The 20,926-nt window shown below is 70.1% G+C and carries 20 protein-coding genes; 11 read left to right on the forward strand and 9 right to left on the reverse strand.

Annotation, left to right across the window (positions count from 1 at the left end; all coding sequences use genetic code 11):
- Positions 1-318 precede the first annotated feature (318 nt).
- From ACTWPV_RS18075 to ACTWPV_RS18085, 3 genes are all read left to right on the forward strand, one after another.
- On the forward strand, positions 319-1,722 hold the full coding sequence (locus tag ACTWPV_RS18075) for a hypothetical protein (RefSeq protein WP_443152644.1): 1,404 nt from the start codon (positions 319-321) through the stop codon (positions 1,720-1,722).
- 117 nt (positions 1,723-1,839) lie between these two features.
- Complete coding sequence (locus tag ACTWPV_RS18080) at positions 1,840-2,580, forward strand: CPBP family glutamic-type intramembrane protease (RefSeq protein WP_443152645.1); 741 nt, start codon at positions 1,840-1,842, stop codon at positions 2,578-2,580.
- A gap of 112 nt (positions 2,581-2,692) precedes the next feature.
- Positions 2,693-3,163 carry a pyridoxamine 5'-phosphate oxidase family protein gene (locus ACTWPV_RS18085; RefSeq protein ID WP_347645119.1) on the forward strand — a complete coding sequence of 157 codons (471 nt, stop codon included), beginning with the start codon at positions 2,693-2,695 and terminating at the stop codon, positions 3,161-3,163.
- 42 nt (positions 3,164-3,205) lie between these two features.
- Here the strand turns inward: ACTWPV_RS18085 and ACTWPV_RS18090 are convergent, their stop codons facing one another.
- Positions 3,206-3,967 (reverse strand): SDR family NAD(P)-dependent oxidoreductase, encoded by a 762-nt coding sequence (locus tag ACTWPV_RS18090; RefSeq protein ID WP_443152646.1) that lies wholly within the window; start codon positions 3,965-3,967, stop codon positions 3,206-3,208.
- A 475-nt stretch (positions 3,968-4,442) separates the two neighbouring features.
- Between ACTWPV_RS18090 and ACTWPV_RS18095 the strand changes: the two genes are divergently transcribed.
- Together ACTWPV_RS18095 and ACTWPV_RS18100 are read left to right on the forward strand one after the other, a co-directional pair.
- Complete coding sequence (locus tag ACTWPV_RS18095) at positions 4,443-4,628, forward strand: hypothetical protein (RefSeq protein WP_443152647.1); 186 nt, start codon at positions 4,443-4,445, stop codon at positions 4,626-4,628.
- A gap of 234 nt (positions 4,629-4,862) precedes the next feature.
- Complete coding sequence (locus tag ACTWPV_RS18100; RefSeq protein WP_443152648.1) at positions 4,863-6,680, forward strand: hypothetical protein; 1,818 nt, start codon at positions 4,863-4,865, stop codon at positions 6,678-6,680.
- A gap of 92 nt (positions 6,681-6,772) precedes the next feature.
- Here ACTWPV_RS18100 and ACTWPV_RS18105 read toward each other — a convergent pair whose 3' ends face one another.
- From ACTWPV_RS18105 to ACTWPV_RS18125, 5 genes are all read right to left on the reverse strand, one after another.
- Positions 6,773-7,189, reverse strand: coding sequence for a recombinase family protein (locus ACTWPV_RS18105; RefSeq protein ID WP_443152649.1), 417 nt, complete (start codon positions 7,187-7,189; stop codon positions 6,773-6,775).
- A 901-nt stretch (positions 7,190-8,090) separates the two neighbouring features.
- Positions 8,091-8,348 carry a hypothetical protein gene (locus tag ACTWPV_RS18110; protein WP_443152650.1) on the reverse strand — a complete coding sequence of 86 codons (258 nt, stop codon included), beginning with the start codon at positions 8,346-8,348 and terminating at the stop codon, positions 8,091-8,093.
- 73 nt (positions 8,349-8,421) lie between these two features.
- Positions 8,422-8,673, reverse strand: coding sequence for a hypothetical protein (locus ACTWPV_RS18115; protein WP_443152651.1), 252 nt, complete (start codon positions 8,671-8,673; stop codon positions 8,422-8,424).
- 219 nt (positions 8,674-8,892) lie between these two features.
- Positions 8,893-9,564: a hypothetical protein gene (locus tag ACTWPV_RS18120; protein WP_443152652.1), complete on the reverse strand. Its 672-nt coding sequence runs from the start codon at positions 9,562-9,564 to the stop codon at positions 8,893-8,895.
- An 83-nt stretch (positions 9,565-9,647) separates the two neighbouring features.
- Complete coding sequence (locus ACTWPV_RS18125; protein ID WP_443152653.1) at positions 9,648-9,815, reverse strand: hypothetical protein; 168 nt, start codon at positions 9,813-9,815, stop codon at positions 9,648-9,650.
- A 63-nt stretch (positions 9,816-9,878) separates the two neighbouring features.
- Between ACTWPV_RS18125 and ACTWPV_RS18130 the strand changes: the two genes are divergently transcribed.
- A complete protein-coding gene (locus tag ACTWPV_RS18130) occupies positions 9,879-10,070 on the forward strand; it encodes a hypothetical protein (RefSeq protein WP_443152654.1) in 192 nt (63 codons plus the stop codon).
- Between the two features lie 69 nt (positions 10,071-10,139).
- On the forward strand, positions 10,140-12,407 hold the full coding sequence (locus ACTWPV_RS18135; RefSeq protein WP_443152655.1) for an NACHT domain-containing protein: 2,268 nt from the start codon (positions 10,140-10,142) through the stop codon (positions 12,405-12,407).
- A gap of 153 nt (positions 12,408-12,560) precedes the next feature.
- On the opposite strand, the gene ACTWPV_RS18140 is transcribed toward ACTWPV_RS18135, so the two are convergent.
- Positions 12,561-12,929 carry a hypothetical protein gene (locus ACTWPV_RS18140; protein WP_443152656.1) on the reverse strand — a complete coding sequence of 123 codons (369 nt, stop codon included), beginning with the start codon at positions 12,927-12,929 and terminating at the stop codon, positions 12,561-12,563.
- A 108-nt stretch (positions 12,930-13,037) separates the two neighbouring features.
- On the opposite strand from ACTWPV_RS18140, the gene ACTWPV_RS18145 reads away from it, so the two are divergent.
- Positions 13,038-13,229 (forward strand): hypothetical protein, encoded by a 192-nt coding sequence (locus tag ACTWPV_RS18145; protein ID WP_443152657.1) that lies wholly within the window; start codon positions 13,038-13,040, stop codon positions 13,227-13,229.
- Positions 13,230-13,291: 62 nt separating this feature from the next.
- On the opposite strand, the gene ACTWPV_RS18150 is transcribed toward ACTWPV_RS18145, so the two are convergent.
- Positions 13,292-13,654 carry a DUF488 domain-containing protein gene (locus ACTWPV_RS18150; RefSeq protein WP_443152658.1) on the reverse strand — a complete coding sequence of 121 codons (363 nt, stop codon included), beginning with the start codon at positions 13,652-13,654 and terminating at the stop codon, positions 13,292-13,294.
- Between the two features lie 146 nt (positions 13,655-13,800).
- On the opposite strand from ACTWPV_RS18150, the gene ACTWPV_RS18155 reads away from it, so the two are divergent.
- Complete coding sequence (locus ACTWPV_RS18155; RefSeq protein WP_443152659.1) at positions 13,801-16,179, forward strand: HelD family protein; 2,379 nt, start codon at positions 13,801-13,803, stop codon at positions 16,177-16,179.
- A 66-nt stretch (positions 16,180-16,245) separates the two neighbouring features.
- Here ACTWPV_RS18155 and ACTWPV_RS18160 read toward each other — a convergent pair whose 3' ends face one another.
- Entirely contained in the window at positions 16,246-16,710 is a 465-nt protein-coding gene (locus tag ACTWPV_RS18160; RefSeq protein ID WP_347645128.1) for a MarR family winged helix-turn-helix transcriptional regulator, read from the reverse strand.
- Positions 16,711-16,815: 105 nt separating this feature from the next.
- Between ACTWPV_RS18160 and ACTWPV_RS18165 the strand changes: the two genes are divergently transcribed.
- Both ACTWPV_RS18165 and ACTWPV_RS18170 read left to right on the forward strand, forming a co-directional pair.
- Entirely contained in the window at positions 16,816-20,091 is a 3,276-nt protein-coding gene (locus tag ACTWPV_RS18165) for an efflux RND transporter permease subunit (RefSeq protein WP_443152660.1), read from the forward strand.
- 99 nt (positions 20,092-20,190) lie between these two features.
- Positions 20,191-20,922 (forward strand): SPFH domain-containing protein, encoded by a 732-nt coding sequence (locus tag ACTWPV_RS18170; protein WP_347645130.1) that lies wholly within the window; start codon positions 20,191-20,193, stop codon positions 20,920-20,922.
- Positions 20,923-20,926: the final 4 nt, after the last annotated feature.

Below are 20,926 nucleotides of genomic sequence, written 5' to 3' on the forward strand. Positions count from 1 at the left end.
CCCAACATTTCGACACTTGCGCGATTCCCAAAATATGTGGAGGATGGGAGGCACTCCGAAGGGGAGTAGTCCGCAACGCCCGCACGTCGACATGCTGAGAACCTCGCGTTCTCCGGCGGCGGGGACCGGTCACCGACCGGTGGGCGAGACCTTCGGCCACGCATTCATGCCTGGCCGAGTCTCCCGTGGGTGCCCGGCCGGGTCGTCCACCGCCCAGGAAGGACCTCTCCACGTGATTCCCACCAAGCTGCCGTGTCCAGCTGCCGACCTGTGCGCTGCTCACCCTGCACCCGTGCCCGGCACCTGGGTGGCGGGCGCATGAACGCCTCGGCCTTGCGGCTGCTGGCGGACGCCCGCCGCGCCAGGACGGGCGGCGAGCAGGCGATGGCCGCCCGGCAGCGGGCCCGCCTGACCGAGCTCGTGGCCTGGGCGCGTACCCGCTCCCCCTACTACCGGCGCCTGTACCGGGACCTGCCGGCCGGGGTGGCCGGCCTGGCCCTGCTGCCGCCCACCAGCAAGCCCGAGTTGATGGCCGCCTTCGAGGACTGGGTCACCGACCGGGCCCTCACCCTGGCGCGGGCACGGGCCTTCGCCGGCGACCCGGCGCGCGTCGGGCAGCCGTTCGCCGGCCGCTACACCCTGACCACCACCTCCGGCACCACCGGCACGCACGGCATCTTCCTGCAAGACGCCCGCGCGACGGCGGTGACCTCCGCGATGCTGGCCCGGATGCTCACCGGCTGGCTGAGCGTGCGGGACGTCGCCCGCATCGCACGCGGCGGCGCCCGGACGGCGCTGGTGATACCCGAGGGCGGGCATTTCGCCTCCACCGTGGCCGCCGCCCGGCTCCGCGGACGCTCCAGCATCGCCGCCTTCAGCGTGCACCAACCGCTGGAGGACCTGGTGGCCGGGCTCAACGCCTTCCGCCCGGCGGTGCTGGCCCCCTACGCCAGCATCGGCGCGCTGCTGGCCGGCGAGGCCGAAGCCGGACGGCTGCACATCGACCCCGCCCTCGTCATGCTCACCGCCGAGGGCCTGCCCACAGGCGAGTACGCGCGCATCGCGGCCGCGCTGGGGGCGAAGGTGCGCACCAGCTATGCCTGCAACGAGTGCCCGTTCCTGTCCTACGGCTGCTCCGAGAACTGGATGCACCTCAACGCCGACTGGGCGATTCTCGAACCCGTCGACGAGCGGTACCGGCCGGTGGCGGCAGGCGAGCCCTCGCACACCGTTCTGCTGACCAACCTGGCCAACCACGTGCAACCGATCCTGCGCTACGACCTCGGCGACAGCGTCCTGCTCCGGCCCGATCCGTGCCCGTGCGGCCACCCCGGCCCGGCCGTCCGCGTCCAGGGCCGCGCCGCCGACCTGCTCACCTTCCCCCGCCCCGGCCCCGCGGGAGAACAGGCGCCGGTCACCCTCGCCCCGCTCCCGCTGGCGACGCTGCTGGAAGCGGTGCCCGGCCTGGAGCTGTTCCAGATCGTCCAGACCGCGCCGGCCACGCTGCGCGTCCGGCTGCACCCCGCACCCGGCGCCGACCCTGAAACCCTCTGGCGTCAGATCGAGGCCCGCATGCGCGATCTGCTGTCCCGTCACCACCTCGGCCACGTGCGCCTCGAACGCGGCACCGAGCCGATCCAGCACGGCGCGGGTGGCAAGGTGCGCGCCGTCGTCCCCTTCCCCGCCGCCGGCGCGCACCTTGCCGGGCCCGAACGTCCATGACCACGGCCACGTGACCGGCACCGCGGTCGCCCCCGCCGTTCGCCGGGAGCTCGCAAGGACGGGCCGGTCGCTCCGCACTTCCCTGCCTTCCCCCTCTTCAGGAACGGAGACGTTCTCGTGCTGCCCGATCTCCTGGCCTATGGCCTGCGGATCCTGCCCGGCATGGTGCTGCTCGGCGCGTGCTTCACGCTGGCGGGCGCCGGGCGGGATCCGCTCTTGCGCATCCTGATCCTCATCTTCGGCTTCGTGCTGATCAGGGATGCGATGACCCCGCTCGGGTTCTGGCGGCTGGGCGCCGTGGGTGGCGTTCCGTGGCTGCGCTTCACCGACCAGGCGGGCATCCTGCTGTTGTTCGGCCTCGGCACGGCGGCGTTGACCGCTGCCGTGCTGGGCCTGGACAGCGGGCTGCGCTCGCTGGTGCGCTGGGGCCGCTTCACCCCGGTCACGCTCGTCCGGGGGATCGGCGGCGGCGTGCTGGCGGCCGCTCCGGTGCTGCTGCTGTCCCTGCCGACCCCGCTGTCGGCGCGGGGAGGCGCGGTCGCGGTCTCGCTGCTGCCGGTGCTGCTGCTCTTCAGCCTGGCGGGCAACCTCGCCGAGGAGGTGCTCTTCCGGGGGTTTCTGCAGGGCCGGCTGGAGCAGCACGCCGGCCGCATCCGTGCGGCGTCGCTGTCGGCCCTGCTGTTCGCCGCCTGCCACGCCTTCCTGGCCTCGACGGTGACCGACGTCGGCTGGCCGCTGCTGGTCTTCACCCTGTACGAAGGGCTGATCTGCGCCTTCTTGCGGCTGCGGTCGGGTGTCATCGCGGCCGCTCTCGCCCATGGATCCGCGATCTTCCTGCTGGCCGCCGCGCTGGTCTGAGCCGCTGACCGCGTGGTCGGGCCGGAGCGGGGGAGGGGGCGGGTCGTTGCCGTCGCCCCGGCACCGTGGTCGCCGGCCGATTCTGTCGGTGCGGTCGTCCATGATGGCGTCCATGGCTTCATGGCAGGAGTTCGAGCGGGAGGCACCCGAGCTGGCGGGGGTGGCGCGGCGGCTGCTGGAGGGCAGCCGGCACCGGGTCCTGGCGACGCTGCGCAAGGACGGCTCGCCGCGGGTCAGCGGCATCGAGACGAGCTGGCGGGACGGCGAGTTGTGGACGGGCTCGATGCCGCGCGCCGTCAAGGCTCTCGACCTGCGGCGCGATCCGCGCATGGCGCTTCACGTCGCCTCGGCGGAGCCCGACATGGACGACCCGTCGGCGTGGGAGGGCGACGTGAAGCTCGCCGGGCGCGCGGTGGAGGTCACCGACGCGCAGGTGCTGGAGGCGTTCGAGATTCCGGCGGCTGATTCCCACCTGTTCCGGATCGAGCTGACGGAAGTGGTGTGGACGAGGGTCGAGGGCGACGAGCTGGTCATGGACGCCTGGCATGAGGGGTCGGGGGTGCGCCGGATCCGCCGTAAGTAATCTACAAAGTAAAGGCGCGGGTTTTCGGTGCACCGATCTGCCTCAGTGCACCGAAAACCCGCCGTCGACGAAGAGCATCTGGCCGGTGACAAATGCGGAGGCGTCACCGGCCAGAAACACCGCTGCCCCGGCGAAGTCCTCGGGCACGCCGTTGCGGGCCGTCATGTGGCGAGCGGCGAGTGCCTCGACCCGGCCCGGCACGGCCTGGGCGGGCTCGGTCAGCGGCGTCAGCACGAATCCGGGGATGATCGTGTTGACGCACACGCCGCGGGCCGACCACGCCTCGGCCTGGGAGCGGGTCAGCCCGGCGAGGGCGGCTTTGGCCGCGCCGTAGACCCCGCTGTCGCCGAAGGCGCTGATCGACTGCTGGGAGCCGATGTTGATGATGCGTCCCCAGCCGCGGCCCGCCATCTGAGGGCCGAAGTTCTGGCCGAGCAGGTACGGCGCGGTGAGGTGCACGGCCAGGGTGCGTTCGTAGTCGTCGACCGTGAGGTCGGCCATGGGTTTGCGGATGTTGTTGCCGGCGTCGTTGACCAGGATGTCGATGGTGCCCGCGGTGGCGCGGACCCGCTCGACGTCGCCACGGTCGCCGAGGTCGGCGCTGATCGAGGAGGCGGTGACGCCGTGCTCGCGCAGCCGGGTGACGGCCTCGTCCAAGGCGCCCTGCCTGCGGGCCACCACCACGACCTCGGCTCCGGCACGGCCGATGGCCTCGGCGATGACGTAGCCGATCCCGGAACTGCCGCCGGTGACCAGGGCGCGCCGGCCGTGCAGGGAGAACAGGTCGCGCAGATAGTCCGACATGGAGCGTCAAACTAGCATCCCGCTTCAGCGGTGACCGAGGCACGGGTCGACGACCGTGATCGTGGGCTGCTCCGACGAAGGAAACCCGCCCTTCGTGGGTTGCGTGGCCGGTTGCCGTGCGACGGGGGCGCGTCTGCTGATACCCGGCTTTCGGGATGCCCTGGAGAGGTGATGCCCTGCGGTGCGCGGGCTGAGGGACGATCGAGCGGCCGGCTCGCGGTCACAGAACCCGAGCGCCGGCGGTGAGATCGCTTGTGCCGGCGGCCTGGTCAGGCGCGTGCGACCTGGCGTGGGCTTCTTCGAGCGAAGCTCCGGCGAGGAGCGCCGCGATCCCGCCGGCGAGTACCACAGCGGGTTCTGAGCGGGTCCGGGAGGAATTGCGCAAGCATCTGCGTGAGGAGCGGATCGAACCGCCGACGTCTGGGCGGATCTCCCGGATCGTGGCCTCTGCGCTGGACAACGCGGAGATCCCCCGATGCTGCAGGACGTCCTGGCCGACCCCGAAAGGGCCACGCTGCTCAAACCTGCCGATCGGCGCGGGCTGACTCCGCTGTTCTGGCAGCACGTTCAGCCCTACGGCGAAGTACGTCTCGACGTCGCCGAACGCCTGCCGCTCGGGAGCGCCGATGCCCCTGCCCGTCACGACGTGCCGCCCTCCTGAAGGGGCATAGTCGCGCACGATAAGCCGTTCTAAATCGACGGACCGTATGGTCGGCAAATGACTGATATGGGCGATGGGCCGTGGCGTGCTGACATCCGGCGCACAGGAACTCTCCGCGGGGCGATGACCCTGGTACGACGGTCATGGATCGCGATGGTCACAGTCGTGGTGTCGACCCTGGCCCCGCTGGTCCTCCTGATCGGATCAGCGTTGGCGCTGGTCGTCGGTGACCAGGTGGCGCTCGTCAACGGCCGGCCGGGATACACCGGGCAGCCGGGACCGGCGCTTGTCTTCTCAGCCGCCGTGGGCCTAGCGGTGGGTGCGTTCGCGATCGTGCTGGTCGTCTCCGCCACCACGCTCATTGCAGCCGGTCGCCTCCTCGACCGGCCGGTCTCGCCGGCGGGAGCGTTGCGGGCGTGCCTGGCCCGCTGGCCCGCGTTGCTCGGGTTCGTCATCCTCGGTGTCGTGGTCGGCGCGGCTGTGCTCATCTCGTCCTCCCTCGTGACCAGGCCAGGCCCGGGCCGGGTGTTCGTGGTGCTCCTTCTGGGTCTGGTCGCGATGCAGGGCGCGCTGACGATACCCGCTGTGGTGCTGGAACGACAAGGGCTGGTCGGTGCCCTGGCCAGGGCCCTCAGCGTGGCCTCCGGCAAGCGCCTGGCGATCTCGGCAACGCTGGTCGCCGGCATGATCCTTCCGGTGCTGGCGGTCGTGGGCGCGTACTGGATGAGCGACCGGGTGGCCGTTGTCGTGCCGGCCACGGCTATCGGCCTTCCGCTCCTCCTGCTGACCGTCCCGGTTCAAGGGGCGGTGCTCGCCGTACTGTTCCTGAAGGCGGTGCCGGAGGGAGAGTTGACCGCCCTCCGCGATGGACTGCCCGGCCCCGGACAGGCGTGGCGACCGCGACCGCCCATCGCCCTCGGCGGACTCCTACTTCCAGGGCTGCTGCTGGCCGGGATGGCGGTGTTCAACCCGCTTTCCTGGCAGGAGATCACCACCGGCGACCATTGGGAGCACACCATCGACCCACGCTCGGGGGTCAACCACACCCGGCTGACCTGGATGGACTACGACCGCGACGGCATCGACGCCTTCGCCGTTGGCCGGGATGGCCGTCCCTCGCTGGTATCGGGCGAAACACAGCTGATCTGCGATGATCGCCGCTGCCGCGAGCATCGCTGGGCCACCTTGGAAAGCCCGGGAGGTGAGGTCTTCGGCGCCGTCTCCGTCGGGCCCGGCGACGGCTACTTCGTGGCGCGGATCCAAGAACCGAACCTCACATCGTGGCTTTGCGATCAGCGAGCCCGTTGCGTTCCCGGCACTGATCTGGAGGTTCCCGGCCGGACGTTCCCGGTCCTGGCCACCGACGTGGGCTCCGATGGGCGGGCGGTGATCGCCTATCAGAAGAATCGGCCCGGCCACAAGGACGGGTTGACCCTGGTGACCTGCCGGGATCCGCGATGCACGGACACGACCAAGGGCACCACGCAGGACGTCGACGTGGAGCCGATCGTCGACGTCGCCGCGTCAGCCAACGGGCGAATCATCGCGGCGGTGGCACATCGGCACAAAGGCACGCTCAGCATCCATTCGTGCGACTTGACCGAATGCCGGAAACCCATCGTGATCAATCAGGTCTCCCGGGAGGGGGCCCAGGGGGTCGAGGTGATCACACGGCCCGACGGGCGCCCCGTGGTGCTGTACGAAGGCAGAAACGGCCCTCCCACGCTCGTGAGCTGTCAATCCCCGGACTGCGCGCGAACCGACTCGGCGCGACTCCCCATCGCCCGCCTCCATCCCACCGCGCCGGGCACCCGACCGGCCCCCGCGGTCTCCCTTGATCGATCCGGCCGAGTCCTCGTCGCCGGACGGCAAGGGACCAGCATTGTGCTGATCTCGTGTCTCGGCACCAGCTGCACGACCCGTCCCATCGCCGCCGGCGACGTGTTCGCCCGTCCCACGCTCACCCGCGACCACGCCGGCCACCTCGTGATCGCATGGTGGGACGCGACCGGACTCCACATGGCGACCCTCCACACACGCAACGAGGGCTAATGGTCGGGAAGGTTCGATAGCGGCCCCTCCTGGTGTCCGGGCCGAAGTTCTCGCCGCGATATGACGCGCTCACAGCGCGCCGGTCGGTGCTCCTAGACGAGGTGGCGCTCGTCGTGATTGCGCAACATGCGCATGACGGTGGCCGGCGAGGGGTGCCGGCCCTTCTTCGCCCCCTGGGTGATGACCAGGCGGGCGGCGATCTTGCGGAGGCTCAGGTCTTGGTCGCGCAGGTGCAGGGCCATGGACAGCATGGCGGGGTCGGTGACGGTGGCGCCGCCGATGGCCTTGCCGTTCTTGCGGGCGGACTCGTGGCCTTGCAGGGCGCGGTCGCGGATGTATTCGCGTTCCATCCCCGACAGCGCCGCCAGCACGGTGAACACCACGCGGGTCGGATCGTGGGTGCCTTGGAGCTCGCCGGTGAGGAATTCCAGCCCGACGCCCGCGGCGCGCAGCTGCTCGGCGAGTTCGGCTAGGGCCAGGCCGCGGCCGAGCCGTTTGTGCTCGTGCACGACCAGAGTGACGGCACCTCGCGCACGCGTCGGTGGAGCGGCTGCCGGGCTTCGGCGATCCGCTCGAGGACGTTCTGGCCGTCAACTCCGTGGGGATGTGGCCCGACCCGGTGGAGCGGCTCCCCACGTTATCTAGGGTCGTCGGACTCTTCCAGCAGCTCAGGAGATGATGATCTCTTCTTTCACGTAGGCCAAGTTGGTCGAGTTGGATGACAGCCTCGGTGAAGACAGAGCGTGTCGCTGAGCCTGGGACAGGCCTGCGGGCGCAGTGGATGCGACGGCTCCTCCTGCTCAGCCTTCTTCACGCCCGGATGGGGCGATGAAACCTTCCGTCTCGTCGTTGTGAGGGACACCGAAGCGCTCGGAAGGCATGATGTTGGCGACGCGTTTCATGGAGCGAAGGGGCTCACCCCATGGAGCAAGCTCTCATTGTGATTGGCTGGGTCCTTCTCGCAGGCTTGGGGGCATTCGCCCTCTGGTTCTTGCTGGGTTGGCTGAGGGCTGTTCGCAATTGGTATCGGCCGCCAGAACCCCCACCAGCGCCGAGGGTTTGGACGGAGGAAGAGCGCCGATTCTGGGAAGCAAAACGCCAGGCGGAACAGCAGCGAGAGGCCGAGGCGAGACGAGAGCTTTCGGCGGCTCTTGCAGAGACTCGACGTCGATTCTTGGCAACTGAAGAAGGGCAGCGGATCCTGCGCCAGGGATACCAGGGAGACTAGCCAGCGCTGAGTGCGTGCGGCTGAACCTGATAGTGATCGCGTAGCCCCAGGGACTGAGCGCGACCATTGGCGGCAGACGGCCGCGAATCTGCTGGTGGACGTCCTGCCTGACGATCCCGAGGACGCGGGCAGCTGGCCGGCCTGGCTCCGCCTTTCGCCGCGCGCTCACATCGTGCTTTCCCTCAGGCCAGGAGACCCAAGGTTTCAGGCGCTTCTTTGACAGACAACTGCCGTTCGGGGTCGGTTTCCTGGTGCGCGAACTGGTTGATCAGGTCGGCGAGGGCTTGCCGGTCCTGCTCGGACAACTCCTGCAGGAGGACGGCCACCGGCTCGATCACCTCCATGGTGCCCGCGGGCGTGATGGCGTCGTCGTCGCTGAGATCCAGTCTGATGACGACCTCGGTGGGAGCTCTGGCAAGGGTTCGTTCGAGCGGAGTCATGACGGGCTCCTTGGCCGGTCATTGGGGTGCGGCGTGGCCGGGGACGGTTGCCTTAACGCGATGACGGTCGCGGTCAGCCTGCTGCCGGCTCGGTGAGGCGGGCTTCGAGGTCGGCGATCATCTGGGTGAGCAGGCTGGTGTTCTTGCGCCGGACCGCCTGCTCGCCGACCGTATCGAGGCCGGCGACCTTGGTGATGCACTCGTCTGCGGCTTGGGCCATAGTGGCGGACTCCGTGCGGGCGATCGAGTGCGGGTTGGCGGCCTCGAAGGTGGTGGCGCGGTGCATGTCCTTGACCGAGGTCATCGCCGCGCGGGCGGCGGACATGGCGTCGCGGGCGCTGAACTCGCAGGCGGTCGCCGCGGTTGGCCGCGATCACGCGGACGACCTTGACGGCCCGCCGCAGGCGGGGGCCGTCCTTGATGCCGACGCCAGCGGCGATGTCGGCGTAGCTGAGCTCGCGGCCGTGGTTGCTGCGCAGCCAGATCATCACTTCGGCGACGTCGGTCTCGGCGCGGGTCCAGCCCGTCTCATCACGGCGGCGGCTCACAGGAATTTGCCGTTCTCGTCCATGAAGGCCGCGAGTGCGGCGTCGTCCAGAGCAGCGCCGGTGGCCATGTCGCGGACGGCGGCGATCGCCGCCTCGGCGCCGTCACACAGCTCCGCGATGGCCTCGGCGCGGTCCGTGGTGAAGGTGATCTGCTGCTTGCTCAGCAGCGCCAGCGCCCGTGAGGCGGCCATGCGGATCTCGGCCATGGCGTTGAAGACGTCCATGGACGCCTCGGCCTGCGATCCCTGGCTGGCTTCGCGGGCTTGTGCGGCATAGGCGTCCCGCTCGGCGTGGATGACCCCGTCATGTTCGCTGTCGTATTCGCGCTGCCGCTGGCGGGTGACCTCGGCGGCTGCGGCGCGGTCTTCAGCATCCGCGGCGGCCTGGCGGGCTTCGAACTCCTCCAAGGCCTCCCGCGCCGTCCTTCGGGTCGCCTCATCGGCCAGCAGGGCGGTCTTCACTGCGGTGGGATGTGTCATGACATAGGTGATGGCCGACGGCCGGGTCCCGCTCTTTTCCGCTTCTTTCTCGACCGCATCACGCCGCTCGGTCGAGAGATTTGTGGCCTCCCAGCTGCGGTAGTAGCCGTTCTTGCCGTAAAAGGGATACTCCCCGGTATCAGGAGGCTCGATGTTCGTGTCCGGGCATAGGGCGGCGCGGGAGCACACCCCTCAGCCGATCACCGACCGGCTTCGCGCCCGAGCCGGCAACCTACGCGCCCAGGCTGACGCGCACGACCGCACCCGAATCACTATTCAGGAGCCTTCGGCATGAGCCCCGCCCACGACGAACGCGAGCGCATCCGCGCCGCCATGGACCGCATCCTGGCCAGCGCGCCGGAGAACTCCACCGGCGCCCTCACCATCGTCGCCCTGCCCAGGAAGCCGAAGTCCCCCGCAACGCGCTCACGCAGCGCCAAAGCGACCTGCGAAACGAGTTCTATGAGCGCGTCAAAGCTCGCGGAGCCACCCCCGACGTCGAGGTGCGGCTGCGCGAGACGATCAAGAAGCTGAAGAAGACGATCGCGAACAAGAACAAAGAACTTGCACAAATCCGCGAGGACGTCCCCGCTCTAGTCCGGGCAATTCACCAGCTCACCCTGGAGAACCAGGAACTGCGGGAGCAGCTGGGCCTGCCTGAACCGAACGTCACGCCGCTGCTCCGTCGGCGCTAAGAGGGCGTCGGCGATGACTGCGGCGGGCTGCCGATAGTCACGATTCGGCACCGGGATGGGCCCTGATGCATGCCGCGGGTGCTGGACGGCGGCGATCATATCGGTGTGAGCCGACGTCGCATCCGCTGGTGGAATACGGCCGCTCTGCTGGCCATCGTTGCGCTGGTCGCGACGGTGGTGCTGGTGGGGCGCGCGCTGGACCGGACCGACAAGGTCAATCTGGCTGACCTGGCTGCGGTCGCGATCGCCGCAGCGGTGGCCACGGCCGCCGTCGTGACGTGGGCCAGGCGCCGCAACACCGTCGCCGGCAATCTCGCCGATGTGACAAGAGCCGCCGATGTGCTAGCCGATCTGGTGCGTCGGCAATGGCAGGACGAGGCCCGCAACCGGCTGCTCGACGATCCCGAACCGATCCCGGTGCATTGGCAGCTCATCGCCGACGAGACAGTGATGAGCCAGCCCCGTCTGATCACGAACGAGGCCGAGCTCACCCTGACCGGCCGCAGCGACGACATGGCGGCTGTGGCGGAGGCCTTCCGTGCCCTGACCCGGCGGCGGCTGGTCATCGCCGGCGGCGCCGGCATGGGCAAGACCACCCTGGCGATCCAGCTGCTGCTGCAGCTGTTGTCCACCCGCGCCGCCGATCAGGCTCGTGCCGGCGAGGGGGAGGTCGTGCCGGTGCCGGTGCTGCTGCCGGTCTCCGGCTGGGACACCAGCGCCCATCCCCGCCTGCAGGACTGGCTCGCTGTCCGGCTCGAACAGGACTACCCGGCACTGGCCGCTCCGCAGCTCGGCGCCGGCGCCGCCGCCGCGCTGGCCGAAGGCGGCCACATCCTGCCGGTCCTGGACGGACTGGACGAAATCTTCGCCCCCGCGCGCGCCCAGGTGATCGCCGCGCTCAACGCCTCGCTGACCGCCCGCGACCAGCTCATCCTCACCAGCCGCCGCGCCGAGTTCACCACCGCCGTCCACGACGCCGGCCGCCCGCTGACCGCAGCGGCGGTCATCGTCCCCAAACCCCTCACCCCGCAGGCCGCAGCAGACTACCTGACCGCCTGCCTCCCCTCATCCCCGACCGAGGCCTGGACCCACATCCTGGCCGCACTGCGATCCCGCGCCGTCCCCGGCCTGACCCGGCTCGCCGCAACCCCGCTGGGCCTGTGGCTGATCCGCACCGTCTATGTCGCTTCCGGGGCCGACCCCGCCCCCCTGACCGGCCCTCTCGGTGCCGACGCCGACGCGCTGCGCACTCACCTGCTGGACCACGTCATCCCCGCTGTCATCGCCGCCCGCCCGCCCAGCACCGACCCCGCAGACCACTTCCGGCCCCGCCACCGGCTCGACCCCGACGCCACCCGCCGCTACCTGACCTACCTGGCCCGGGCCTTCCCCCCGGCCTCCACCCGCGACATCACCTGGTGGCACATCGCCCGCACCACACCCCACATCCGACCAGCAGTCGGGCTCACGACCGGGCTCGCGGTCGGAATGCCGCCTGGGCTCATACCCATGACCGGAGCCAGAGAACTCACATTCTGGGTCGTCATCGTCTTCATCAGCTGGACCTGGCCCGGGCTCATAACCGGATTGGTGTTCGGGCTCGTGCGCGCCACATCTTGGGTTAACGAAAAACCCGGCTATGCAAACCTGCGCCTGCGCGGACGAACATTCCGTTCTTTCCGCTTCAACATAGCCGCCCTCGTGGTCAGGCTCGTGGTGGGGCTCGTGGTGGGGCTCGTGGTGGGGCTCGGGGCCGGGCTCGCGGTCTTGATCGTGGGCAGACTCGCGGCCGGGCCTGAGGCCGGGGCGGCCGGGACCGCGATGACGGCTGCATTCGTGGTCGTGCTCGGACCCGTCATCTGGCTCGGGATCACCCTGGCACCCTGGCTCATCACCTGGGCGGAACAGCCTACGCTCGAATCAACCAGCACACCCCGCTCCAGTTGGCGAGCCGACAGAACGCTCACCCTTCTGCGCATGATCGTGCCCGGGATCGCGGTCGGGCTTACGGTCGTGCTCACGTTCGGGTTCATCGAGCTCGACGGCGTGCCCAAGTACGGGCTCGTGATCGGGCTCGCGGTTGGCCTGACGGCCGGGTTCGTGATGGGCAACCATCATGCGTGGCTGGTCTGCACCATCGCGGTGGCCCGGCTAGCCCTCCAACGCCGGCTTCCCTGGCGGGTCATGGACTTCCTCGACGACGCCCACCGCCTAGGACTACTGCGTGCCGTCGGCCCCGTTTACCAGTTCCGCCACGCGGCCCTGCACGATCACCTCGCCACCGCCGACACCGCTGGTGGAGCCTCGCAACTACCGACACTGAGAGACAGCCTCTGAGCCTTCCCGCCGCATGCTGCCATCCCGGAACACGACGCTGGAGGCCCACGCTCACGCCGGGGCCGTCCTCTTCGCTCTTCGTCCGGCCCAGCAGCCCGTGGCTCCGGCTTGCACCCCTGAGCATCAGGACGTCGGCGAGACAACGGCAAAAGTTCAACACGCAGACTTGACGGGGAACGACAGGAACTCCCCGACCGTCCCCATGATCGCGTTCGCGGTGCCCTCGCTGCGATACCGCACCGGAGCGCCCGGATTGCGTGATCGCGACGGCATCGGCTCGTCCACCAGCCAGCGCATCATCGACATCAGCTGCGGAAGGCTCGGGCCGGCCCAGTCCAGCCCATGACCTCGGCAGTACGACAAGTACAAGGCGATCCGGCCCGCGTAGGTCTTCTCGGTGTTGTACGCCCGGCCCGCCCGGCCCGCCCCGCGCAGCCCCGCCAGGTACGCGCACGCCTCGACATGCAACTCGAGGTCATCATCGTCGACCACCACCCACGACACCGACTCGTCGGCGGCCACCGCTCGTTCAGCCCGGTAGTGCCGCTCTGCCGTACCCGACCTGCCCAACATGCCGTACGAACCCCCAGATACTGTGCTTCAAGTAGCCGCCCACACTACTCCAAGTACTTGCTGCACTACTGGGAGTCACCAAAGATAACGCGAGCTGGTGCTACCCGGGACACCACGGTCCGGGCCGCCCGCGAGCTGCGGGAGCTGCTCACCGAGGCCGGTTTCGTCTCTTTGCGGGTCGAGACGCTCGTGCTCGACCCGCCCGTGGCCTGCGTGCTCGCGCGCAGTCCCGGTGGCATGCCGTCATGAGGCCCGTGCGCGCAGGGCGCAGGGTCTCGGGGAAGGGTGGCGGGGCCCGCCCGCCGCCGGGCCTACGTGCTGAGCACATCCGCGAGCACGGCCGCCTGGCTGATCTCGGGTCGTCTGGTCGAGGTGAGCAGGGTGAGTGGCCGGTTGGCGGCGAGTTCGCGCAGGTGGGCGAGGGCCTGGGCGCGTTCGGGGTCTTCGAGCTCGCTGCGGTAGCGGCGGGCGAACTCCTCGAAGCGCTCGGCGTCGTGTGCGTACCAGGTGCGCAGCTCCGCCGAGGGCGCGACTTGTTTGCACCATTCGTCGAGGTGGGCCCGGTCTTTGGCCATTCCGCGCGGCCAGACCCGGTCGACCAGCACCCGGGTGCCGTCATCGCCGGTGGGCTCGTCGTAGACGCGGCGCACGTGAATCGTGGTCGTCTCAGCCATTGTCGCCTCCTCACTCACGACGATACGCGGCGGCGGGGAGACGGGTCGCGAGGGGTTTGCGCGCGAGGGGGCGGAGGGTTAAGCTCGAATGCTGCCTTTACCTAGCATGAGCGTTCACAGCCCTCCCGATAGGAGTGTACCACCGAATGGCTAATCGTCAAGATGGTTTCGCGCAAGCCCTTGACAGCGAACAGCGTGCCGTGTCGTGGCTGTACGGCCGGCTCGACGCCGCCCGGCAGCGGGCGGAGGAGGCGCTGCGCGCGGCGTACGGCAGGGCGACGGGCACCCGCCAGGCGATGGTCGAACGCGAGGCGATGGCCTCGGAGCAGGCACGGAGGCTGGCTCAGCTGAACGCGGTCGAGCGGGGCCTGTGCTTCGGCCGCATCGACGACGGCTCCGGGCGGAGCACGTACATCGGCAGGATCGGCCTGCGTGACGAGGAGCACGAGTCGGTGCTGATCGACTGGCGGGCGCCGGCGGCGCGGCCGTTCTACGTGGCCACGGCCACCGATCCCGGCGGGCTGGTGCGCCGCCGCCACCTGCACCTGAAGGACCGCACGGTGGTCGGCATCGACGACGAAGTGTTCGACCTGGACGGCATGAGCGACGGCGACCGGCGCTCGCTGGTCGGAGAGGCGGCGCTGCTGGCGGCGCTGCGCCGTGGGCGGACGGGCCGGATGGGCGACGTGGTGGCCACTATCCAGACCGAGCAGGACCGGGTGATCCGTTCCTCGCTGCAGGGGGCGCTGGTGGTGCAGGGCGGTCCCGGCACCGGCAAGACGGTGGCGGCGCTGCACCGGGCGGCGTACCTGCTCTACACCCACCGCGACACGCTGGAGCGGCGCGGGGTGCTGGTGGTGGGCCCCAACCCGATGTTCCTGCGCTACATCAGCCAGGTGCTGCCGGCGCTGGGGGAGACCCAGGTGGTGATGGCCACGGTGGGGGAGATGTTCCCGGGGGTGCGGGCGCGCGCGGCCGACTCCCCGGCCGCTGCGGTGGCCAAGGGCGATCTGCGGATGGCCGAGGTGGTGGCCAGGGCGCTGGAGCTGCGCCAGGCGGTGCCGGACGGCGAGCTGGTCGTGGAGCTGGACGGGCTGCGGTTGCGGGTGCCGTACGAGGTGTGCGCGCGGTTGCGGGAGCGGGCGCGGGCGGTGCGGCTGCCGCACAACATGGCACGCAAGCTGTACGTGAGCGAGCTGCTGAAGGAGCTGGCCAGGGCGGAGGCCCGGGCGTTGGAGGAGTCGCTGCACATCGAGGAACTGGAGGTGGACGACCCGGAGCTGGTCGAGCCGCTCGATCTGGAGGCCGATCTCGACGAGATCGACCTGGAGCTGGCCTCGCGGCGGTTGTGGGGCGAGCCGGAGATCCGGCGCGCGGTGGACGGCCTGTGGCCCGAGCTGACGCCGCAGCGGCTGATCGACGATCTGCTGTCGTCGGCGGAGACGTTGGGGTCGGTGGCTCCGGCGGGCCTGGCCTGGCAGGAGCTGGTACGCCCGCCCGGCTCCGCCTGGACGCCGGGCGACGTGCCGCTGCTTGACGAGGCGGCCGAGTTGCTGGGCGAGGACGACTCGGCCGCGAGGGTGGCGGCCAGGGAGGCCGGCCAGGAGTGGGCCGAGCAGGAGCGCTACGCCCGGGAGGTGCTGGAGTCGACGGGCGTGGCCGAGCAGGGCATCTTCGAGCGGGCCGACGTGCTGGCCGAGCGGCACGCCGACGACGGCTCGGGCCTGACCACTGCCGACCGGGCGGCGGCCGACCGTTCGTGGGCCTACGGGCATGTGATCGTGGACGAGGCGCAGGAGCTGTCGCCGATGGCTTGGCGGATGGTCATGCGGCGGGTGCCGGCGAAGTCGCTGACCGTGGTGGGCGATCTGGCGCAGACGGGGTCGGCGGCGGGGGCGCGTTCGTGGGGTGAGGTGCTCGACCCCCATCTGGAGGGCCGCTGGCGGGTGGAGCGGCTGCTGGTGAACTACCGCACCCCGGTGGAGATCATGCGAGTGGCGGCTGACGTGCTGCGGGCGTTCGCGCCGGAGCAGGAGCCGCCCGAGTCGGTGCGGTCGGGCGGGGCGGAGCCGCGGGCGGTGCGCCTCGCGGCGGCGGACCGGCTCGCGGATCTGCCGCTGCTGGTGGCGGCGGAGCTGGCGGAGGTCGGCGCCGAGCCGAACCCGGAGGCCGGCCCGGAGGCCGGCCCGGAGGCCGGCCCGGAAACCGGCCCGGAGGTCGGCGCCGAGATCGGCGCGGGCCGGGTGGGCGTGGTGACGCCGGACGCACGGCACGCCGAGGTGGCGCGGTTGTTTCCGGAGGGGGATCTGGAGGCGCCGGTCGTGGCGCTGACCGTGGGGCAGGCCAAGGGGCTGGAGTTCGACGCGGTCGTGGTGGTGGATCCGCAGGGCATCCTGGACCAGTCGCCGATGGGCGGGCAGGACCTGTACGTCGCGGTGACGCGGGCGACGCGGCGGCTGACGGTGGTGCACGAGGGTGATCTGCCGGACGTGTTGTCCCGGCTGGCCCAGAAATCTACTTTGTAAAGGCGTCGGCTTGGATCAGAACGATCATGGTCCACCCCGCAAACCCTGCGACGATGCCCGCGGTCGTCACCGCCGGCAGGTGTCGTTGCCGGGGATGAGGTCTGCGGCGACGTCTCGGATGGTGCGGGTGACGTGGTCGAGGGCGCGCAGCGTCTCCAGGTCGAGGTGGTCCATGATGCGGCGGTAGTGCTCGTGGCCGGCGTTGTTGATCTCTTCGATGAGGGCGGTGCCCTCGGGGGTGAGCTGGACGCGGCGTACGCGCCGGTCCTGGGGGTCTTCGTGCCGGTCGGCCAGGCCCTGGGCGACGAGGCGGTCGACGATGCCGGTGACGGTGCCGAGGCCGACGCCGAGCGCGTGGGCGAGCTCCTGGCCGGAGGAGGAGCCGTTGATCGCCAGGAGCATGACGACCTTGAGCTGCCGCATGGTGAGGTTGGAGGTGAACAGGGGGGAGTGGTGCTGGGCGAACAGTCGCCCGAGGCCACGCTGGGTTTCGGAGATCCGGTGGATCAGGTCTTCGCGTTCGCTGCTCACACTCACCTCTCGCCTTCCTGAGAAGGCTATCAGGAAGGCTCGGCTTGTCTAAATATTCGTGTCAGGCGAAGTGTTAGTCTGTGGCGAACTCTTGGAGGGAACCCCATGACCGCTTTCGCCCGGTTGAGCCTGGTCAACCGCAGCCTTGTGATCCTGATCGCGGTGGTGCTCAGCGCGTTCGGCGTGTTCGCCATCCCTCAGTTGAAACAGCAGTTGCTGCCGTCCTTGTCGTTCCCCGGCGCGTTCGTGGTGGCGCCGTTCGCCGGCGCCTCGCCGGAGATCGTCGAGGATCAGGTCACCAAGCCGATCGAGGACTCCTTCCAGGGGCTCGCCGGGATGGAGCAGATGACCTCGACTTCGAAGGAGGGCCTGGCGCAGATCCAGGTGGCCTTCGAGTACGGCACCGACGTCGAGTCGTCGGTGAACAAGATGCAGCAGGCCATCAACCGGGTGACGTTGCCGGAGGGCGTCGAGCCTCAGGTGGTGGCGGGCAACACCGATGACATCCCGGTGCTGGTGCTGGCGGTGGGTGACGGCGGCGACGAGCGGTCGATGGCCGACAAGCTGCGCCGGATCCTGGTGCCGGAGTTGCAGGGCGTTGAGGGCGTGCGCGAGGTGTCGGTCACGGGCACCCGCGAGGAGGTCGTGACGATCGAGCCGGATGCCAGGAAGATGGCGCTGGCGGGGGTGTCGGCGGCGCAGATTCCCGAGGTGCTGAAGGCGAACGGCACGCCGATCCCGGCGGGGACGCTGATCGATGACGGCAAGGCGCTGACGGTCCAGGTGGGTTCGCGGGTCGACTCGGTGTCGGAGCTGGAGAGCCTGTATCTGACGCCTGCGCCGCCGGCGGCGGCTCCTCAGCAGGCTCGGCCGCAGCAGTCTCAGCAGTCTCAGCAGCAGGGGCAGCGGCAGAGCCCGCAGCAAGGGCAGGCCCAGGGCCGGCCGGGTCAGGGGGCGGTCGCGCAGCAGCCGGCCAGGCCGAAGCCGCTCAAGCCGGTGAAGCTGGGTGATGTCGCCGAGATCAAGCGTGGGCTGGCGGAGGCGACGACGCTCACCCGTACGGACGGCAGGTCGAGCCTGGGCGTGGCGGTGACGATGACGCCCGACGGCAACGCGGTGACGATCTCGCACGATGTCCGGGAGAAGTTGCCTGAGCTGACCAGGGCGCTGGGCGACTCGTCGGACACGGCGGTGTCGGTGGTGTTCGACCAGGCGCCGTACGTGGAGGAGTCGATCGAGAGCCTGACCACTGAGGGCCTGCTGGGTCTGGTGTTCGCGGTCCTGGTGATCCTGGTGTTCCTGTTGTCGGTGCGGTCGACCGTGGTGACGGCGGTGTCGATCCCGCTGTCGGTGGTGATCGCGTTGCTGGCGTTGTGGGCGGGCGACTATTCGCTGAACATGCTGACGCTGGGGGCGTTGACGATCGCGGTGGGCCGCGTGGTGGACGACTCGATCGTGGTGCTGGAGAACATCAAGCGGCATCTGGGTTACGGCGAGGCGAAGCTTCAGGCGATCTTGACGGCGGTGCGCGAGGTGTCGGGGGCGGTGACGGCTTCGACGCTGACCACGGTGGCGGTGTTCGCGCCGATCGCGATCGTGGGCGGGATGGTGGGCGAGTTGTTCAGCCCGTTCGCGATCACGGTGGCGGTGGCGTTGCTGGCTTCGCTGGTGGTGTCGCTGACGGTGGTGCCGGTGCTGGCGTACTGGTTCTTGAAGGCGCCCGCGCTGACGCCGGAGCAGGCGCGTAAGCAGCGTGAGGAGGCCGAGGCGAAGGAGTTGCGCTCGCCGTTGCAGCGGTCCTACCTTCCTGTGCTGCGGTTCGCGACCCGGTTCAAGCTGGTGACGGTGCTGATCGGGGTGGCGGTGTTCGTCGGCACGATGGGGCTGGCGGGCGGGCTGCAGACGAACTTCCTGGACGCCTCGGGGCAGAACACGATCTCGCTGTCGCAGCGGATGCCGGTGGGCACCGATCTGAAGACCACCGATGAGGCGGCGCAGAAGGTCGAGGAGGTGCTGGCGGGCCTGGACGGCGTGGAGACGTACCAGGTGAACGTGGGCGGCGGGAACGCGATGTCGGGCGGGGCGGTCGGCGGTGGCGCGGATCGGGCTTCGTACTCGGTGACCCTTGAGGAGGGTGCCGACACCGTGAGGGTCGAGCAGGCGCTGCGTGATGAGGTGGCGGGCCTGTCGGGGGTCGGCGAGGTCACGGTGGGGGCGCAGGCGGCCGGGTTCGCTTCCGACACGATCGATGTGATCGTGCAGGCTTCCGAGGCTGAGGCGTTGCGTGCGGCGACCGACACGGTGGCGGCGGCGATGGGCGAGGTTTCCGGGTTGAAGGACGTGTCGTCGGACCTGGAGTCGAGTGCGCCGCGGGTCGAGGTCGTGGTGGACCGTGCGGAGGCCGCCGAGCGGGGTCTGTCGGAGGCGCAGGTGGGTCAGGCGGTGGCGCAGGCGTTCCGTGGCGCGCCGCTGGGGCAGATCATGCTGGACGGGCGGGCGAGCGATCTGGTGCTGCGGGGGGCTGACGCGCCGGAGGACGTCGAGGCGATCGAGGGTTTGAAGCTGCCGACGCCTGCCGGGATGGTGAAGCTGTCGTCGGTGGCGGATGTGCGGGAGGTGGCCGGGCCGACGCAGGTGAGCAGGATCGACGGTGAGCGGTCGGCGACGGTGTCGGCCAAGGCGGACGCGGCGGATCTGGGCAGTGTGACGCAGGCGTTGACGACGAAGCTGGACGGGTTGTCGCTGGCCGCGGGGGTGTCGTACGAGATCGGTGGTGTGTCGGCCGATCAGGCCGATGCGTTCGCTGATCTGGGGCTGGCGATGCTGGCGGCGATCGCGATCGTTTTCCTGATCATGGTGGCGACGTTCCGCAGTTTCGTCCAGCCGTTGATCCTGCTCGTGTCGATCCCGTTCGCGGCGACGGGCGCGGTGGGGTTGCTGGTGGCCACGGACACGGCGCTGGGGGTGCCGGCGCTGATCGGCATGTTGATGTTGATCGGCATCGTGGTGACCAATGCGATCGTGCTGATCGACCTGATCAACCAGTACCGGGATCAGGGCATGGGTGTGGTGGAGGCGGTGATCGAGGGTGGCCGGCGCAGGTTGCGGCCCATTCTGATGACGGCGGTGGCCACGATCTGCGCGCTGACGCCGATGGCGCTGGGGGTGACGGGTTCGGGTGGGTTCATCTCGCAGCCGCTGGCGATCGTGGTGATCGGTGGTCTGATCTCCTCGACGTTGCTGACGCTGGTTCTGGTGCCGACGTTGTACGTCGTGGTGACGCGCAAGGGCGGCGAGCAGGGGCGGGGGCCGGTGGGTCCCCGGGTGCGGGAGGATGCCGGCGGCGCGGGGGCGCAGGATCTGGCCGGTCATCCGGCCTGAGGGGGTCACGGCGGCGGGAGGTCGCCGGGGTTGAGGTGCCCGGCCGGGTGTGGCATCCGGCCGGGCACGCCGGCGTCTACAGGGTGGCTCCCCTCGGGAATGGGTGCTGCGCCCGATGGCGCCGCCCTGGCGGGCGGGCGAGACTGGGTGGACGGGAGCCCGGTCCCGGACCTGGTCGTACGGGATGACCTGCGTGCCGGCCGGGCGGACGACGACCGGGAGACAGGCATGCTCGCAGGTCACACCCTCCCCATCGTCAGGGAGTTCGCCGTGATGGAGCCGGTGGGGTGGGCGTTGCTGGGCTTGTTGCCCGTCGTGGTGGCCGTCATGTGGACGGTGCGCGTCGTCGACGCGGACGAGCGGTTGGTGGTGCACCGGCTGGGGCGGGTCGTGGGCGTGCGCGGGCCTGGGCTGGTGGTGGTGTGGCCCGGGGTGGAGCGCGCGGTGCGGGTGTCGTTGCGGCTGGTGTGCCTGGACCTGTTCTGCGCCGAGGCGGTGACCCGCGATGGTGTGGCGGTGCGCGTCAGGGCCGGTGCCGTGGCGGAGGTGAGCGATCCGGTCCGGTTCGCGACGGCGATGGACGGGCCGCTGGCGGCTGCGACGGTCGTCGCCGAGAGGGAGTTGCGCCGCCGGATCGCCGAGGCCGATCTGGCGGACCTGCCGACGATGATCAGCCGGAGCGGCGTGGAGGTGGCGGAGCGGATCAGCGAGGCGACGTCCCGGTGGGGTGTGCGTGTCACGCTCGTGGACGTCGACGATGTCCAGGTGCCGCTGCGGGGTGAGTTCATCGCGTGGGCGGACCGGCTGCGGGAGACACGTCCGGGTGGGTAGGGGA

Origin of the sequence: Nonomuraea sp. KM88, from assembly GCF_052245635.1 — a bacterium.
Classification (GTDB): domain Bacteria; phylum Actinomycetota; class Actinomycetes; order Streptosporangiales; family Streptosporangiaceae; genus Nonomuraea.

Bases quoted from the DNA above. Each gene is read 5' to 3' on its own strand.
- ACTWPV_RS18075 (WP_443152644.1), top strand. From the start codon at position 319: ATGAACGCCTCGGCCTTGCGGCTGCTGGCGGACGCCCGCCGCGCCAGG.
- ACTWPV_RS18085 (WP_347645119.1), top strand. From the start codon at position 2,693: ATGGCTTCATGGCAGGAGTTCGAGCGGGAGGCACCCGAGCTGGCGGGG.
- ACTWPV_RS18090 (WP_443152646.1), bottom strand. From the start codon at position 3,967: ATGTCGGACTATCTGCGCGACCTGTTCTCCCTGCACGGCCGGCGCGCC.
- ACTWPV_RS18095 (WP_443152647.1), top strand. From the start codon at position 4,443: ATGCTGCAGGACGTCCTGGCCGACCCCGAAAGGGCCACGCTGCTCAAA.
- ACTWPV_RS18110 (WP_443152650.1), bottom strand. From the start codon at position 8,348: ATGACTCCGCTCGAACGAACCCTTGCCAGAGCTCCCACCGAGGTCGTC.
- ACTWPV_RS18115 (WP_443152651.1), bottom strand. From the start codon at position 8,673: ATGTCCGCCGCCCGCGCGGCGATGACCTCGGTCAAGGACATGCACCGC.
- ACTWPV_RS18135 (WP_443152655.1), top strand. From the start codon at position 10,140: ATGCCGCGGGTGCTGGACGGCGGCGATCATATCGGTGTGAGCCGACGT.
- ACTWPV_RS18150 (WP_443152658.1), bottom strand. From the start codon at position 13,654: ATGGCTGAGACGACCACGATTCACGTGCGCCGCGTCTACGACGAGCCC.
- ACTWPV_RS18155 (WP_443152659.1), top strand. From the start codon at position 13,801: ATGGCTAATCGTCAAGATGGTTTCGCGCAAGCCCTTGACAGCGAACAG.
- ACTWPV_RS18165 (WP_443152660.1), top strand. From the start codon at position 16,816: ATGACCGCTTTCGCCCGGTTGAGCCTGGTCAACCGCAGCCTTGTGATC.
- ACTWPV_RS18170 (WP_347645130.1), top strand. From the start codon at position 20,191: ATGGGTGCTGCGCCCGATGGCGCCGCCCTGGCGGGCGGGCGAGACTGG.